Genomic DNA, 14,643 nt, shown 5'->3' with positions numbered 1-14,643 from the left:
CAACAGGGCGTGGACAAGCGCGCGGTCACGCGGCCATGATCCGCGCATGATCGCCCGTTCGTCCCGCCCCGCGCGCACCCGCCGCGCGCTGATCGCTGCCCTTGCCCTGCTGGTGTCGGCCTGTGGCGGCGGGGGCGGTTCCGGGGGGCAGGCTGGCGGCGGAGAGGTTGGCGGCGGGCAGACCGGCGGGGGCACGCCGCTGCCGCCGCCGACCGCCGCCAATTGCACCCTGTCCGACCGGCAGCTCTGGGCGCGGTCGGTGATCGATGAATGGTATCTCTATCCCGAAACCCTGCCCGGCGGGCTGTCGCCTGCAGGCTTTGTGAGCGTGCAGGCCTATATTGATGCGCTGACCGCCACCGCGCGCGCACAGGGGCGGGACCGGTTCTTCACCTATGTCACCTCGATTGCCGAGGAAAACGCCTTTTTCGCGCAGGGCACGACCGCCGGTTTCGGGATCAGGCTCCAGTCCGATCCGACCGCGCGGCAGGTGACGATCATCGAAGCCTATGAGGGGGCGCCCGCGCTCGCCGCCGGGCTGGACCGGGGCGACCGGATCGAGGCGATCGGCACCGCGCCGGATGCGCTGACCCCGGTCGGCGAGCTGTTCGCGCGCGGCGGCGCGGCGGCGGTCACCGATGCGCTGGGGCCGAACACCGCCGGGCTGGTGCGCACGCTGCGCGTATCGGGTCCGGCGGGCACGCGCACCGTGACCGTCACCAAGGCGGCGTTCGACATTCCGCCGGTCTCAAGCCGCTATGGCGTGCAGATCCTGTCCGATGGCGGGCGGCAGGTGGGTTATCTCAACCTGCGCACCTTCATCTCCTCTGCCGATGCGCCGCTGCGCCAGGCCTTTGCCCGCTTCCGCGCCGCCGGGGTCACCGATCTGGTGATCGACCTGCGCTACAATGGCGGCGGGCTGCTGAGCATTGCCGAGCTGTTCGGCGATCTGCTCGGCCGCAACCGCTTCGCCTCCGATGTGTTCGGCCAGACCGTCTACCGGCCGGAAAAGGCGGCGAACAACCGCACCCGGCGGTTCCAGCCGGCCGCAGAGGCGGTCGCGCCCACCCGCATCGCCTTCATCACCACCGGCTCCTCGGCCTCGGCGAGCGAGGTCGTGATCAACGCGATGATCCCCTATCTCGGCAGCAACATCGCGCTGGTCGGCGCCAACAGCTTCGGCAAGCCGGTCGGGCAGATCGCGCTGGACCGCGCGGCCTGTGACGACCGGCTGCGCGTGCTGGCCTTCTCGACCCGCAACGCGGCGGGATCGGACAATTATTTCAGCGGCCTTGCGGGGGTGGTGCCGAACAGCTGTCAGGCGGCCGACGACACCGCCCGGCCGCTCGGCGACCGCAACGAAGCCTCGCTGCGCACCGCGCTCGACTTCATCGCCGGCCGCCCCTGCACGCCGATTGCGACCGGCCAGCAGGCCCGTTCGCTCGCCGCCGCGCGTGCCGCCGCCGAACCGCTGCGGCCTGCGACGCCCAGCGCCGCCCAGCTGGAGCTGCCGGGCCTGTTCTGAACCCCGGCGGGTCCGGGCCACCGGGTCTTCAACCCGACTTGACCATGCTCTATCCCCCCACCAGCCCGTGGGCGAGCAGCGCATTGGCGGTGGCGGCGACATCCTCGGGCGTCCGGTCAGCGCCCAGCACGCCGAACCGCAGCCCCAGAAACACGTTCATCCCCATGATCGCCCAGGCGACGACCTCGGCATCGGGGACGCGCAGATCGCCGCGCCGTTCGGCCTCGCCCAGCCGGGCGGCGATGCGGTCGGCGGTGTTCTGGTAGTGCGCGCGGTAGCTGTCGGGATCGACGAACTCGGCCTCGTCGATGATCCGGTAGATTTCCTTGTGCGCGCGCACAAAGCCCAGAAAGCTTGCAAGGCCCGCGCGTTCGGCGGCCAGCCCGTCCGGGGCGGCGGCGATCGCCGGGGCGACATGGTCGCGCACCTGGGCCGACATGTCGCGCACCAGCGCGCGGAACACTTCCTCTTTCGAGTTGAAATAGGTGTAGAAGGTGCCGAGCGCGACGCCCGCACGCTGGGTGATATGGGTGATGCCGGTATCGTGAAAGCCGCGCGCGCCAAACTCCGCCGCCGCCGCATCGAGGATCGCGCGCAGCGTCTTGCGGCCGCGCGCGGTGCGCGGCGTCTTGTCGGTCACGCCCGGTGCGGCATCGGTTCCCGCAGCCCCGGCCTGCGCGCCGCCCGCCGCTGAAGCCGTGCCTGCTGCCGCGACTGTTGCCGCGCCGCTACGCCTGCCGGCCATTTTCCCTCTCCTGCCGCGTCAAAGTTGAAACCCGGTTCAGGTTTCAGTATAGGCGTGGGCGGACCGGGCGCAAGTCATGCCGAAATGACCGCCCGCAGGAGGGGAAGATGCCAATGAACCGGATGTCGTCGCGCGCGCTGTTTCTGCTGGGGGCGGGGATGCAGGCGCTCGTTTCCGCACCGCTTGCCGCGCAGCAGGTCGAGCCGCCGGCCGGGGTCAGCGATCTGGGCGACATCACGGTGACCGCGCGGCGGCGCGAGGAAAGCCTGCTCGACGTGCCGATCGCCATCACCTCCTTCTCCGGCGCGACGCTGGAGCGGACGGGCGCGATCGACATCACCGAAATCTCCGACGTGACGCCCAACGTCACGCTGGAAGTGTCGCGCGGCACCAACACCACGCTCACCGCCTTCATCCGCGGCGTCGGCCAGCAGGATCCGGTGGCCGGGTTCGAAGCGGGCGTCGGCCTTTACCTCGACGATGTCTATCTGAACCGCCCGCAGGCGGCGGTGCTCGACATTTATGACGTCGAACGGATCGAGGTGCTGCGCGGGCCGCAGGGCACGCTTTATGGCCGCAACACCATCGGCGGCGCGATCAAATATGTGACGCGCGACCTCAATCCCGACGAGGCCGAGGCGCGGGTGCGCGGCAATGCCGGCAATTTCGACCAGTTCGATCTGGTCGCGACGGCGAGCACGCCGCTCAGCCAGGATTTCCGGCTGGGCGCGTCGATCGGCCGGTTCAGCCGGGGCGGGTTCGGGGAGAATCTCGTCAACGGGCTGGAAAACTATAACAAGGACATCTGGGCGATGCGCGCCAATGCCGAATTCGGCCGGCGTGGCGATTTCTTCCTGCGCATCGTCGGCGATTATACGCGCGACCGTTCCAACCCGCGCAACGGCCACCGGCTGATCCCCGGCCTGCTGTCAGGCGCGCCGGTGCTTGACGACGTGTTCGACACCCGCGCCGGGCTGACCCGCCCGACCCAGGATGTGAAGGCATATGGCCTGTCGGGCACCGCCGAATGGACGCTGAACGAGACGGTCACGCTCAAGAACATCATCGCCTGGCGGCAGGACCGCAGCCAGACCCCGATCGATTTCGACAGCCTGCCCGCCGCCGATGTCGATGTCCCCGCCATCTACCGCAACCGGCAATTCTCGAACGAATTCCAGGTGCTGTATGAAGGCGAAAAGCTGCAGGGGATCCTGGGTGCCTATTATCTGAACGCGCGGGCGCGCAACATTTTCGATGTCGTGCTGGCGACCACCAACCCGGTGTTCCTGCCCGGGCTGAGCGCCTCGACCTCGGGCGATGTGCGCACCAGGACCTGGGCGATCTTCGGCGATTTCACCTATGCGCTGAGCGATCAGGTGTCGCTGTCGGTCGGCGGGCGCTACACCTCCGACGAGCGGCGCGCCCGCGTCATCCGCGCCAATCTGCTGGGCGGCCCGTCGCCCGAACTGGGCGGCCAGGGCGTGCAGCTCGGCGCGCGGACCTCGGACTTCACCGGCGCCGAAACCTTCAAGCAGTTCACGCCGCGCGCCTCGATCAGCTGGAAGCCGAGCGAGGATCACACCCTCTATGCCTCCTATCAGAAGGGCTTCAAGGGCGGCGGCTTCGACCCGCGCGGCCTGTCGACCGCAGCGCCCGACCTCAATGGCAACGGCACGCGCGAGGCGTCGGAAATCTTCGACTATTTCCTGTTCGTTCCCGAAAAGGTGAACAGCTATGAACTGGGCTGGAAGGCGTCGATGCTCGACGATCGGCTGCGCTTCGCGCTCGCCGGCTTCTATGCCGATTACAGCGATGTGCAGGTGCCGGGCTCGGTGGGCGCGGTCATTGGCGGGGTGCCGACCTTTGTCGGCGTGACCACCAATGCCGGCAAGGCGACGTTCAAGGGCGTCGAGCTGGAAATGCAGGCCGGGCTGGCCCGCGACTTTGCGGTGGGTGGCGACCGGCTGAATTTCTCCGGCACGCTCGGCTGGATCGATGCGCAATATGACGAGTTCATCACCAACGTCCCCGGGCGCGGGCCGGTCGATGTCGCCGATTTCCGGCGCATCCAGAACACGCCCGAATGGACGCTGTCGGGGTCGCTCGATTACAATGTGCCGCTGGCCGGCGGGCTGTTCACCGCGCTCACCAGCCTGTCCTATCGCAGCAAGACCTTCCAGTTCGAAACGCCCAGCCCGTTCCTCGACCAGCCGGGCTATGCGCTGTGGGACGCGAGTCTGGTGTGGACCAGCAAGGATCAGCGCTACACGATCGGTGCGCATGTGAAGAACATCACCAACCAGCGCTACATCGTCGCCGGCTATCAGTTCCTTGCCACCGATCCGGTCACCGGCGTGCCGACCCGCACCGCGGCGGGCGCGGTGGTGCCCAGCCTTGGCCGCGAGGGCGTGGCCACCGCCTTTTACGGCAATCCGCGCCAGGCATTCGTGTCGTTCGGCGTGAAGTTCTGATGCCGTCGCCCCCGGCCCCCACGGGCCGGGGGCAGGCATGTTCCCATAGTCGCTGGTATTGCGGCCCGGCCCAAAGCGGCCCTACCCGGCCTTAATCCGGCCGGCTGAGCAGGAACACCGCATGTTCGGCGCGGAAGTTCGCCGCCGCCGCGCTGGTCAGGCTGTCGCCCGACAGGAACCAGCTGCCCTCCACCACCAGCCCGCGCGCGGCGACAAGGGCGCGGAAATCGTCGATCGTGACATGGTGGATGTTGGGCGTTTCATACCATTGCAGCGGCAACAGCCGCGTCACCGGCATCCGCCCGCCCCAGAGCAGCGACAGCCGCACCCGCCAATGCGCGAAATTGGGGAAGGACACGAACGCCCGCCGCCCGATCCGCACCAGCTGGTCGAGCACCAGATCGGGCCGCCGCGTCGTCTGCAAGGTCTGGCTGAGGATCGCATAGTCGAACGCCCCGGCCGGATAATCGACCAGATCGACATCGGCATCGCCCTGCATCACCGACAGGCCGCGCGCCACCGCGGCGGCGACATTGGCGGGATCAAGCTCCAGCCCGCGCGCATCGACGCCGCGCGTGTCGCGCAGCGCCGCCATCAGCGCGCCGTCGCCGCAGCCAATGTCGAGCACCCGCGTGCCGCGCGCGACATTGGCGGCGATGATCGCCAGATCGGGGCGCAGCGCCGTCATTCCCCCGCCCTCAGAAACCCGTCGACGATGCGGTTCATCTCCGGCGCGTCGAGCAGAAAGGCGTCATGGCCGAACGGGCTGGACAGCTCGACACAGCTGACCGCCGCGCCCGCGGCGTTGAGCGCATGCGCGATCGCCCGGCTTTCGGCGGTCGGATACAGCCAGTCGGTGTCGAAGCTGATCAGGCAGAACCGCGCCGCGCTGCCGCGAAACGCCTCGGCCAGCCGCCCGCCATGATCCTCGGCCAGATCGAAATAATCGAGCGCGCGGGTGATGTAGAGATAGGAGTTCGCATCGAACCGGTCGGTGAAGCTCAGCCCCTGATGGCGCAGATAGCTTTCGACTTGGAAATCGGCGTCGAAGCCGAAGCTCTTGGCCCCGTCCGGCTTGTCGGGCCGGCCCTGCAGGCGGCGGCCGAATTTCTCGGTCAGCCCGGCTTCGGACAGATAGGTGATGTGCGCGGCCATGCGCGCGACCGCCAGCCCCGAGGTCGGCGGATCGCCGCTGGCGTAATAATCGCCGCCGCGCCAGCGCGGATCGGCCATGATCGCCTGACGCCCGACCTCGTGAAAGGCGATGTTCTGCGCCGAATGGCGCGCGGCCGAGGCGATCACCACCGCCGCCTCGACCCGCGCGGGATAGGTGGCGGCCCAGCTGAGCGCCTGCATCCCGCCCATCGACCCGCCAACCACGGCGCGCAGCCGGGCGATGCCGAGATGATCGAGCAGCGCCGCCTGCGCGCGCACCATGTCGCGGATAGTGATCACCGGAAACCGCATCGCATAGGGCGTGCCGGTCGCCGGATCGACGCTCGCCGGGCCGGTCGAGCCCATGCACGACCCGAGCACATTGGCGCACACGATCAGATGCCGCTCCGGATCGACCGGCTTGCCGGGGCCGACCATGCGCGTCCACCAGCCCGGCTTGCCGGTGCGCGGATGCGGCGAGGCGACATGCTGATCGCCGGTCAGCGCATGGCAGATCAGGATCGCGTTGCTGCCCGCCGCATTCAGCCGGCCATGGGTTTCATAGGCGATCTCGATCTCGCCAAGCGTCGCGCCGCTGTCGAGCGGGAACGGGCCGGGCAGGCGCAGCTGGCGGGACAGGCCGAAACGGGCATCGTCGCTCATGCGCGCCGCTTGGGCGGGGGCGGCCCCGCTTGTCAATCCGCGTGCCCGGTGGCGGGCCGGCGGAAACGGGCGATGAAGAAGCCGTCGAGCCGGCCCTGATCGGCCAGCATCCCGGGCAGGGTGCGGACATGCCCGCGCGGATCGGGCGCGATGCCGGGCGGCAGTTCGTCCGCCGCAACCGGCACCAGCTCCAGCCCCGCCGCCGCAGCGGCCGCCAGATGCGCCTCGCCCTCCTGCGGTTCGAGCGAGCAGGTGGCAAACACCAGCGTGCCGCCCGGTCGCAGCCACCCCGCCGCGCGCGTGAGCAGCCGCGCCTGCACCTCGGCCAGCGCCGCAATGTCCTTGGCGCGCACGCGGTGGAGCACATCGGGGTGGCGGCGGAAAATGCCGGTCGCGCTGCACGGCGCGTCGAGCAGGATCGCATCGACCGGCGCCGCCGGTTCCCAGTCGAGCGCATCGGCCAGAACGATATCGGCCGACAGCCGGGTGCGCGCCAGATTGTCGCGCAGCCGGTCGAGCCGGGCGGGCGCATTGTCGAGCGCCGTCGCCCGCCAGCCCGCCGCCGCCAGCTGGAGCGTCTTGCCGCCCGGGGCCGCGCACAGATCGAGCGCGTGCCGCCCCGCCCCCGCGCCCAGCAGCCCCGCAGGGATCGAGGCCGCCAGATCCTGCACCCACCAGCCGCCCTCGGCATAGCCGGGCAGTTCGGCGACGCGCGTGCCGGCCGCCAGCCGGCGGTGGCGGGGGGCGAGGGCGACGCCGTCAAACGCCGCCGGCTCGACAGCGAAGCTGAGATCGATGGGGGCCGGGGCGGCAATCGCCTCCGCCGCCGCATCGATCATGTCGCGGCCCCAGGCGGCGAGCCAGCGCTGCGCCACGCCGCCGGGCAGCGACGGCCGCGCGGGCAGCTCCACCCGCCGCCGCATCAGCGTGCCGAACACGCCGTGCACCAGCTTGCGCGGGCCGCCATCGACCAGCGGCAGCACGGTTGCAATCGCCGCATGGCCGGGCGTGCCGAGCACCAGCGCCTGGGCCAGGGCGATGCGCAGCGCAAACCGTGCCTTGGCATCGGCGGGCAATGGCCGGGCGGTCGCCGAATCGATGAGCGCGTCGAGATCGGGCAGGCGGCGCAGCACGGCGGCGGCAAGCGCATGGGCGAGCGCCCGGTCGTCGCCGCGCGTCAGGTCGCGCGCGGCGGCATCGAGCGCGGCCTCCAGCGGCAGCCCCCGGCGCAGCACCGCATCGAGCAGCCTGAGCGCCGCCCGCCGCGCCGCCAGCCCCGGCCCTTCCGCCATTTTGTCTCCGGCCATTTTGTCATCACCCATGGTCTTGCCCGATCCCTTGCCTGCCCCAATGTTAGTCCATGCCCCGCCGCCGGGGTGCCACAGCCAGCCGATGCCGAAGGGAGACCGTCAATGGGCGAACGCCCGGCCCATGTGAAGCCGCCCGAATATCTGTCGCCCAACCCGCCGCTGCCGCAGCCCGCGCCCAAGGCCGCTGCGGACGGGACCGATGGCGAGGACGACCCCCTTGGCCTCAACCCCGTCCGTTATGGCGACTGGGAGCTGAAAGGCATCGCCATCGATTTTTGAGTGCGGGCTTACGCCCGCAGCTGTTGTTTGTTGCGCGCCTCTCGGCGCGGGGGCGGCACCGGCCCGCACCCCCACCCGGCCTCCCATCGGCAGGATACGCTATGGGAGGCCGGGTGGGGGTGCGGGCCGGTGCCGTTCTTCCCAACAAACAACTCCCGGTTTCGCGACCCAGAGCGCCGCGACTTCGATCCCCCTCACCCCTCGGCGCGCAGCGGCCGGGCGAGCAGCGTGGCCGTGACCGCGCCGACATCGGCCCCGTCGGCGAGCAGCGCGCACACCGCATCGACGACCGGCATGTCGACGCCGATCGCCCGCGCCGCCTGTTGCAGCACCGGCGCGGTGAACGCGCCTTCGGCAACGGTGCGGCGGTCGGCCATCAGCGCGGCGGCGGCCTGCCCCTCGCCAATCGCCTTGCCCAGCGCGAAATTGCGCGAGCTGGTGGACGAACAGGTCAGCACCAGATCGCCCAGCCCCGACAGCCCGGCCAGCGTCTCGCGCTCGGCCCCGCGCGCCAGCCCGAACCGGGTCATTTCCGCAAAGCCGCGGCTGATCAGCGCGGCGCGCGCATTCAGCCCCAGCCCCCGCCCCTCGACCACGCCGCAGGCGATGGCGAGAACATTCTTGACCGCGCCGCCAATCTCCGCCCCGATCACATCGGCGGACAGATAGGGCCGGAAGGCGGGACCGGCGAGCCGCTGCGCCAGCGCCTGGCCGAGCACGGGATCCGCACAGGCGAGCGTCACCGCCGTCGGCAGCCCGGCCGCCACCTCATGCGCGAAGGTCGGCCCCGACAGCACGGCGAGCGGCCGGCCGGGGCAGATCTGCTCGGCCACCTCGGACATCAGCAGGCCGGTGCCCGCCTCGATCCCCTTGGCACACAGGATCAGTGCCGGGCCGGCCGGAACGGCGGCGAGGACGGCGCGCAGATGCTGGGCGGGCGTGACGATCAGCAGCGCGTCGCAGCCGCCAAGATCGGCAAGATCGCCGGTCGCACGCACGCCCGGCGACAGGGCGATGCCAGGCAGGAACAGCGGGTTGCTGTGGGTGGCGTTGATCGCCGCGACCACGTCGGGCTCGCGCGCCCAGATCGGCACCTCCGCGCGCCCGTCGGCCCCGCCGGCGGCGGCGAGCTGCGCCAGCGCGGTGCCCCATGCGCCTGCGCCGACCACGCCCAGCTTCATCTGCTTGCCCATGCTGCGCCTTTTATCCTTGTTGTCCGCGCGCCATCACGCCTTCACGCCCGCGCCGCGCGCCGGGGCGGCATCGGGATCGAGCGGCCAGCGCGCCCGTGCCGGCGTGTCGAGCGGATCGGCATGGCCAAGCGCGAAGCGTTCCGCCCCGGCCCAGGCGATCATCGCCGCATTGTCGGTGCACAGCCAGAGCGGCGGCGCGACGAACGGCAGGCCATGCGCCGCCGCCAGCGCCTCCAGCGCGGCGCGCACCCCGCCATTGGCGGCGACGCCCCCGGCCACCACCAATGCGGTCGCCCCGGCGCTGGCGGCAATCGCCCGCGCCGTGCGGTCGACCAGACAGTCGATCACCGCCTGCTGGAACGACGCCGCAATATCTTCGGCGCGATAGGCCCCGGTGCCGTGCGCGCGCAGCACCGCGCTTTTCAGCCCGGCGAACGAGAAATGCGGCTCCGCCGTGCCGACCAGCGGCCGGGGCAGCGGCACCGCGCGCGGATCGCCGTCACGCGCCGCCGCCTCGACGCGCGGCCCGCCGGGAAAGCCGAGGCCGAGGATCTTCGCGGTCTTGTCGAACGCCTCGCCGGCGGCATCGTCGATCGTCGTCGCCAGCCGCCGGTAACGCCCGACCCCGGCCACGAACAGCAGCTGGCAATGCCCGCCCGACACCAGCAGCAGCAGATAGGGAAAGGCCAGCCCCGGATCGGCCAGCCGGGGGCTGAGCGCATGCCCTTCCAGATGGTTGACCGCGATCAGCGGCCGGTCCGCCGCCATCGCCAGCGCCTTGGCCGTCACCAGCCCGACCATCACGCCGCCGATCAGCCCCGGCCCGGCGGTCGCCGCCACCGCATCGACATCGCCCAGCCGCAGCCCGGCATCGGCAAGCGCGGCCTCGACGAGCGGGCACAGCGCCTCGACATGCGCGCGGGCGGCGATTTCCGGCACCACCCCGCCAAAGGGGCGGTGCGCCGCTTCCTGCCCGGCCAGCCGGTGGGCGAGCACGCGCCGGCCGTCATCGACCAGTGCCGCCGCCGTCTCGTCGCAGCTTGATTCAAGGCCCAGAATGATTGCCATGTCTGCCCCCTACCTTCTTGCGCCGGTCCTGTCTAAGCTCCGGTCATGGAACGCATTCTCCGGCTCGGTACCCGCGGCTCGCCCCTTGCTCTCACCCAGGCCCGCATGGTCCGCGCCGCACTGGCCGCCGCCCATGGCTGGGGCGAGGAAGATATTGAAATCGTGACATTCAAGACGAGCGGCGACCGGTTTCAGGACCGGGCGCTCGCCGATCTGGGCGGCAAGGCGCTGTGGACCAAGGAGCTGGATGTCGCGCTGACCGAAGGGCGAATCGACTTCGCCGTCCATTCGATGAAGGATGTCGAGACGATCCGCCCGGCGACGATCTGCATCGCCGCCATGCTGCCGCGCGCCGATGTGCGCGACCGGCTGATCGGTGCCGCGTCGATCGCCGCGCTGCCGCAGGGCGCGCGTGTCGGCACCAGCTCGCCGCGCCGCGCCGCCCAGATCAAGCGGCGGCGGCCCGATGTCGAAACGCTGCTCTATCGCGGCAATGTCGAGACGCGGCTGGCCAAGCTGGAGGCAGGAGAAGTCGATGCCACTCTGCTCGCCGCCGCCGGGCTGGACCGGCTGGGGCGCGGCGAAGTGGGCGTGGCGATCGCCACCGACGAGATGCTGCCCGCCCCGGCGCAGGGCGCGGTCGGCATCGAGGCGCGCGCCGGGGACGACCGGATGCGCGACCTGCTGGCGGCGATCGACCATCCGCCGACCACCGCCTGCGTGTTTGCCGAACGCGCCTTTCTGGCGCGGCTGGGCGCGGGCTGCCGCTCGCCGGTCGCGGCGCTGGCCGAGCCCGATGGCGGGCTGATGCGGATGCGCGCCGAAATTCTGTCGCCCGATGGCAGCCAGCATGTCGCCGACACCGCCGAAATCGCGGTCGAGGGCGATGCCGAGGAACTGGCCGAAGAGCTGCTGGCCCGCGCATCGGCCGAGCTGAGGGCGCTGTTCGTCGGATGACGCCGCTGGTGCTGCGCCCCGAACCCGGGGCTGCGGCAACGGCGGCGCGCGCGCGTGCGCTCGGCCTCGATCCGGTCGTCGCGCCGCTGTTCCGGATCGTCCCGCGCGCCTGGGCGCTGCCCGATGCGCGGTTCGATGCACTGCTGATGACCAGCGCCAATGCCGCGCGGGCGCTTGGGGCCGCGCCCGCCGGTCTGGCCGCCCTGCCGCTTTACGCCGTCGGCCCGGCCACCGCGCGCGCGGCTGCGGCGGCGGGCTTTGCCGATATCCGCACCGGCCCCGGCGATGTTGCCGGCACGGCGGCGCTGGCGGCGGCGGACGGGGTGGGGGCGCTGCTCCATCTGGCCGGGGCCGACCGGGTGGCTGCGCCCGCAGCCCCCGTCATCCTGCCGGTCACCGTCTATGCATCGGAGGCGGTCGATCCGCCGCCGCTGCTGCCGTCGGGGCCGCATCTGGCGCTGCTCCATTCGCCGCGCGCCGCGCGCCATTACCGGGCGCTGGTCGCCCCCGATGGCACGATGCCCGCCCGGCACAGCATCGCCGCGATCAGCCCCGCCGTGGCGACGGCGGCCGGGCCGGGCTGGCGCGCGGTCGGCATTGCAGCAGAGAGCGATGATGACGCGCTGCTGGCGGTCGCCGCGCGTCTGTGTCAGGGATGACCGCATGACCAACGGGTTCGATTCACTGGATGGCGGGCCGCGCCCGGTGCCGCGCCGGTCCGGCGCGTGGCTGATCGGCATGGTCGCCTTTCTGGGCGGGCTGGCGCTGGCGGTGTGGGCGCTGAGCAGCTGGCCGGCGCTGCGCGAGATGCTCGCGATCGAGGCCGCGCCGCCGCCAAACGCCGCCGCATCCGCCCCGGCACAGCCCGTTGCCGCGCCGCCGCCGGCCGCCCCCGCGCTTGCCCCGGCACTTGCCGCCTCCCTCGACGGGCGGGTGAGCGAGATCGAACTGCGCATCGACCGGGTGGCCGAACGCGCCAATGCCGCCGGGGCCAATGCCGCGCGCGCAGAGGCGCTGCTGATCGCCTTTGCCGCACGCCGCGCGATCGATCGCGGGCTGGGGCTGGGCTATATCGAGGCCGAGCTGCGCAGCCGCTTCGGCGCGGCCCAGCCCCAGGCCTTGGCGCTGGTGGTCGATGCCGCGCGCCGGCCGGTGACGCTTGAAGACCTGCAATTGGGGCTGGACGATCTCGCCCCGGCACTGACCAGCGGGGTCGACAGCCAGGGCTGGTGGACGGCGCTGCGCCGCGAGCTGGGCGGGCTGATCGTGATCCGCAAGGCCGGCACGCCGTCGACCGAACCGGCCGAGCGGCTGCGCCATGCCCGGCGGCTGCTCGCGGGCGGCCAGGTCGACAAGGCGATGGTCGAAATCGCCCGCCTGCCCGGCAGCGGCGAAGCGGGGAATTGGCTGGCCGCCGCGCGGCGCTATGTCCGCACGCGCCAGGCGCTCGATGTTCTGGAGACGAGCGCGATCCTGCAACCGCGCGGCCCGGCGGCCCCGCCGCCGCTGCTGCCCGAACCGGCGCCCGCGCGCTAAGGCCGCGCCAATGGCCTATTCGGTCAAGGAACTGTTCTACACATTGCAGGGCGAAGGCCGGAATGCCGGCCGCCCGGCGGTGTTCTGCCGCTTTGCCGGCTGCAACCTGTGGAGCGGCCGGGAGGCCGACCGGGCGGCTGCCGTCTGCCGCTTCTGCGACACCGATTTCGTCGGCACCGACGGCGATGGCGGCGGGCGCTTTGCCGATGCCGACGCGCTGGCCGGGGCTGTCGCCGCTGCCTGGCGCGGTGCCGGCGGCCAGCCGCTGGTGGTGATGACCGGGGGGGAACCGCTGCTCCAGCTCGATCCGCCGCTGATCGACGCGCTGCACGCGCGCGGCTTCGAGATTGCAGTCGAGACCAACGGCACCATCGCGCCGCCGCCGGGCATCGACTGGCTGTGCGTCAGCCCCAAATCGACGGCCGCACTCGCGGTCAGCTCGGGCGATGAGCTGAAGCTCGTCTATCCCCAGGCCGATGCCCCGCCCGAGCGGTTCGCCGGTCTGGATTTCCGCCATTTCCTGCTCCAGCCGATGGACGGGCCGGATGTCGCCGCCAACACCCGCGCGGCGATCGCCTATTGCCTCGATCATCCATGCTGGCGGCTGTCGGTCCAGACCCACAAGCAGCTGGGCATCCGCTAGCGCGGCCGATCCGATTTTGTCGGATCGACCGCGCCAGGGCCTTTATTCGCCGGATTTTCCGCCCCCCGGTCAGTCGGCAAACACCGGCGCGCGCTTCTGCATATTGGCCATCACCGCCTCGACCTGATTGGGGCGGCGGATGACCCCGGCCTGCTCGACGCTTTCGGCGACCAGCAGCGGCTCGGGGTCGCCGCCGGCGGCATTGTAGAGCCGCTTGGCCGCGCGCATCGCTTCGGGATTGCGGCCCGCAATCGCGCGCGCCAGCGCCATCGCCTCGGCATGGGGATCATCGGCCAGCCGGGTGACGAAGCCGAGCGCCTGCCCCTCCGCGCCCGAAAACTCGCGCGCCGTATAGGTCAGCTCGCGCAGCACATCGTCGCGCACCAGCGTGCGCCACAGCGCGATCCCCGCCATGTCAGGCACCAGCCCCCATTTCATTTCCATGATCGACAGCCGCGCATCGGGCCGGGCGATGCGGATATCCGCCCCCGACATGATCTGGCAGCCGCCGCCAAAGGCGATGCCCGACACCGCCGCGATCACCGGCACCGGCAGTGCGCGCCAGCCCCAGGCGACATGCTGGAAGATGTTGGCCGGGCCATGGGTGCGCTGGGTCAGGTCAGCGCCCCCGCCCAGTGCCGCGCTCGCCCCGCCCGAGGCCATGCTCGCCATGTCGAGGCCGGCGCAAAAGGCCCGCCCTTCGCCCGACAGCACCACGGCGCGCAGGCTGGGCATCGCCGCCAGTTCGGCAAGCGCCGCCTCAATCCCGGCGAACATCTCGGGATCGAGCGCATTGAGCTTGTCGGGCCGGTTCAGCCGGACATCGGCCACACCATCGGCCAGGGCAATCGTGACACGGTCGGACATTGGCATTCCTCTCAGCGACCGGGGCCTGTCCGGCCCCCTTTCTGCGTCTGTTTGGATAGCCCCGGAGCTCATGCCTGCTCAACGGCCGAAATGCAGGAAGCCGCAATGGGGACTGTATTGCCGGATCAACGCCGGATCGGGGCGCATCACATTCCATCTTCGATCAGTAGGTCAAATCTTTACGATCAACAGTTGTTTTGCGCCCAAATGTGCGTTCCTGCTTGGCGCGAG

At 71.2% G+C, this 14,643-nt stretch carries 14 protein-coding genes; 7 read left to right on the top strand and 7 right to left on the bottom strand.

Annotated elements, in window-relative coordinates:
• Positions 1 to 46 precede the first annotated feature (46 nt).
• On the top strand, positions 47 to 1,525 hold the full coding sequence (locus OPU66_RS02390; RefSeq protein ID WP_498552013.1) for a S41 family peptidase: 1,479 nt from the start codon (positions 47 to 49) through the stop codon (positions 1,523 to 1,525).
• A gap of 49 nt (positions 1,526 to 1,574) precedes the next feature.
• Here OPU66_RS02390 and OPU66_RS02385 read toward each other — a convergent pair whose 3' ends face one another.
• Positions 1,575 to 2,270 carry a TetR/AcrR family transcriptional regulator gene (locus OPU66_RS02385; protein ID WP_498552012.1) on the bottom strand — a complete coding sequence of 232 codons (696 nt, stop codon included), beginning with the start codon at positions 2,268 to 2,270 and terminating at the stop codon, positions 1,575 to 1,577.
• Positions 2,271 to 2,383: 113 nt separating this feature from the next.
• Between OPU66_RS02385 and OPU66_RS02380 the strand changes: the two genes are divergently transcribed.
• On the top strand, positions 2,384 to 4,741 hold the full coding sequence (locus OPU66_RS02380; protein ID WP_498552011.1) for a TonB-dependent receptor: 2,358 nt from the start codon (positions 2,384 to 2,386) through the stop codon (positions 4,739 to 4,741).
• Between the two features lie 91 nt (positions 4,742 to 4,832).
• Here OPU66_RS02380 and metW read toward each other — a convergent pair whose 3' ends face one another.
• Genes metW through OPU66_RS02365 form a run of 3 tightly spaced genes read right to left on the bottom strand, consistent with a single transcriptional unit; the run spans position 4,833 to position 7,881 of the window.
• Positions 4,833 to 5,429, bottom strand: coding sequence for a methionine biosynthesis protein MetW (gene metW / locus OPU66_RS02375; protein WP_498552010.1), 597 nt, complete (start codon positions 5,427 to 5,429; stop codon positions 4,833 to 4,835).
• The gene (metX, locus tag OPU66_RS02370) at positions 5,426 to 6,559 is read right to left on the bottom strand and encodes a homoserine O-acetyltransferase MetX (RefSeq protein ID WP_498552009.1); all 1,134 of its coding nucleotides are present in this window, start codon (positions 6,557 to 6,559) and stop codon (positions 5,426 to 5,428) included. The genes metW and metX overlap by 4 nt, the downstream gene beginning before the upstream one ends.
• 32 nt (positions 6,560 to 6,591) lie before the next feature.
• Positions 6,592 to 7,881 (bottom strand): RsmB/NOP family class I SAM-dependent RNA methyltransferase, encoded by a 1,290-nt coding sequence (locus OPU66_RS02365; RefSeq protein ID WP_498552008.1) that lies wholly within the window; start codon positions 7,879 to 7,881, stop codon positions 6,592 to 6,594.
• A gap of 90 nt (positions 7,882 to 7,971) precedes the next feature.
• Between OPU66_RS02365 and OPU66_RS02360 the strand changes: the two genes are divergently transcribed.
• On the top strand, positions 7,972 to 8,148 hold the full coding sequence (locus OPU66_RS02360; protein WP_498552007.1) for a DUF1674 domain-containing protein: 177 nt from the start codon (positions 7,972 to 7,974) through the stop codon (positions 8,146 to 8,148).
• Positions 8,149 to 8,342: 194 nt separating this feature from the next.
• On the opposite strand, the gene OPU66_RS02355 is transcribed toward OPU66_RS02360, so the two are convergent.
• A complete protein-coding gene (locus OPU66_RS02355) occupies positions 8,343 to 9,329 on the bottom strand; it encodes an NAD(P)H-dependent glycerol-3-phosphate dehydrogenase (protein ID WP_498552103.1) in 987 nt (328 codons plus the stop codon).
• 45 nt (positions 9,330 to 9,374) lie between these two features.
• On the bottom strand, positions 9,375 to 10,409 hold the full coding sequence (gene tsaD / locus OPU66_RS02350) for a tRNA (adenosine(37)-N6)-threonylcarbamoyltransferase complex transferase subunit TsaD (RefSeq protein ID WP_498552006.1): 1,035 nt from the start codon (positions 10,407 to 10,409) through the stop codon (positions 9,375 to 9,377).
• A 45-nt stretch (positions 10,410 to 10,454) separates the two neighbouring features.
• Here tsaD and hemC point away from each other — a divergent pair, with 45 nt between their 5' ends.
• From hemC to queE, 4 genes are read left to right on the top strand one after another with little or no spacing between them, the layout of a single operon-like run.
• Positions 10,455 to 11,366 (top strand): hydroxymethylbilane synthase, encoded by a 912-nt coding sequence (gene hemC, locus OPU66_RS02345; RefSeq protein ID WP_498552005.1) that lies wholly within the window; start codon positions 10,455 to 10,457, stop codon positions 11,364 to 11,366.
• A complete protein-coding gene (locus OPU66_RS02340; RefSeq protein ID WP_498552004.1) occupies positions 11,363 to 12,025 on the top strand; it encodes a uroporphyrinogen-III synthase in 663 nt (220 codons plus the stop codon). Before hemC ends, OPU66_RS02340 begins: the two co-directional genes overlap by 4 nt.
• Before the next feature lie 4 nt (positions 12,026 to 12,029).
• Positions 12,030 to 12,902, top strand: coding sequence for a hypothetical protein (locus tag OPU66_RS02335; protein ID WP_498552003.1), 873 nt, complete (start codon positions 12,030 to 12,032; stop codon positions 12,900 to 12,902).
• A gap of 10 nt (positions 12,903 to 12,912) precedes the next feature.
• Positions 12,913 to 13,545: a 7-carboxy-7-deazaguanine synthase gene (queE, locus tag OPU66_RS02330; protein ID WP_498552002.1), complete on the top strand. Its 633-nt coding sequence runs from the start codon at positions 12,913 to 12,915 to the stop codon at positions 13,543 to 13,545.
• 69 nt (positions 13,546 to 13,614) lie between these two features.
• On the opposite strand, the gene OPU66_RS02325 is transcribed toward queE, so the two are convergent.
• Complete coding sequence (locus OPU66_RS02325) at positions 13,615 to 14,412, bottom strand: crotonase/enoyl-CoA hydratase family protein (RefSeq protein ID WP_498552001.1); 798 nt, start codon at positions 14,410 to 14,412, stop codon at positions 13,615 to 13,617.
• Positions 14,413 to 14,643: the final 231 nt, after the last annotated feature.

The sequence above is a fragment of the Sphingomonas sp. URJC2 genome (assembly GCF_059803575.1).
The sequence above is the reverse complement of the archived record's forward strand: the minus strand, read 5'-3'. Positions and strand labels throughout refer to the sequence as shown.

Bases quoted from the DNA above. Each gene is read 5' to 3' on its own strand.
- OPU66_RS02390 (WP_498552013.1), top strand. From the start codon at position 47: ATGATCGCCCGTTCGTCCCGCCCCGCGCGCACCCGCCGCGCGCTGATC.
- OPU66_RS02385 (WP_498552012.1), bottom strand. From the start codon at position 2,270: ATGGCCGGCAGGCGTAGCGGCGCGGCAACAGTCGCGGCAGCAGGCACG.
- OPU66_RS02380 (WP_498552011.1), top strand. From the start codon at position 2,384: ATGAACCGGATGTCGTCGCGCGCGCTGTTTCTGCTGGGGGCGGGGATG.
- metW (WP_498552010.1), bottom strand. From the start codon at position 5,429: ATGACGGCGCTGCGCCCCGATCTGGCGATCATCGCCGCCAATGTCGCG.
- metX (WP_498552009.1), bottom strand. From the start codon at position 6,559: ATGAGCGACGATGCCCGTTTCGGCCTGTCCCGCCAGCTGCGCCTGCCC.
- OPU66_RS02365 (WP_498552008.1), bottom strand. From the start codon at position 7,881: ATGGGTGATGACAAAATGGCCGGAGACAAAATGGCGGAAGGGCCGGGG.
- OPU66_RS02360 (WP_498552007.1), top strand. From the start codon at position 7,972: ATGGGCGAACGCCCGGCCCATGTGAAGCCGCCCGAATATCTGTCGCCC.
- OPU66_RS02355 (WP_498552103.1), bottom strand. From the start codon at position 9,329: ATGAAGCTGGGCGTGGTCGGCGCAGGCGCATGGGGCACCGCGCTGGCG.
- tsaD (WP_498552006.1), bottom strand. From the start codon at position 10,409: ATGGCAATCATTCTGGGCCTTGAATCAAGCTGCGACGAGACGGCGGCG.
- hemC (WP_498552005.1), top strand. From the start codon at position 10,455: ATGGAACGCATTCTCCGGCTCGGTACCCGCGGCTCGCCCCTTGCTCTC.
- OPU66_RS02340 (WP_498552004.1), top strand. From the start codon at position 11,363: ATGACGCCGCTGGTGCTGCGCCCCGAACCCGGGGCTGCGGCAACGGCG.
- OPU66_RS02335 (WP_498552003.1), top strand. From the start codon at position 12,030: ATGACCAACGGGTTCGATTCACTGGATGGCGGGCCGCGCCCGGTGCCG.
- queE (WP_498552002.1), top strand. From the start codon at position 12,913: ATGGCCTATTCGGTCAAGGAACTGTTCTACACATTGCAGGGCGAAGGC.
- OPU66_RS02325 (WP_498552001.1), bottom strand. From the start codon at position 14,412: ATGTCCGACCGTGTCACGATTGCCCTGGCCGATGGTGTGGCCGATGTC.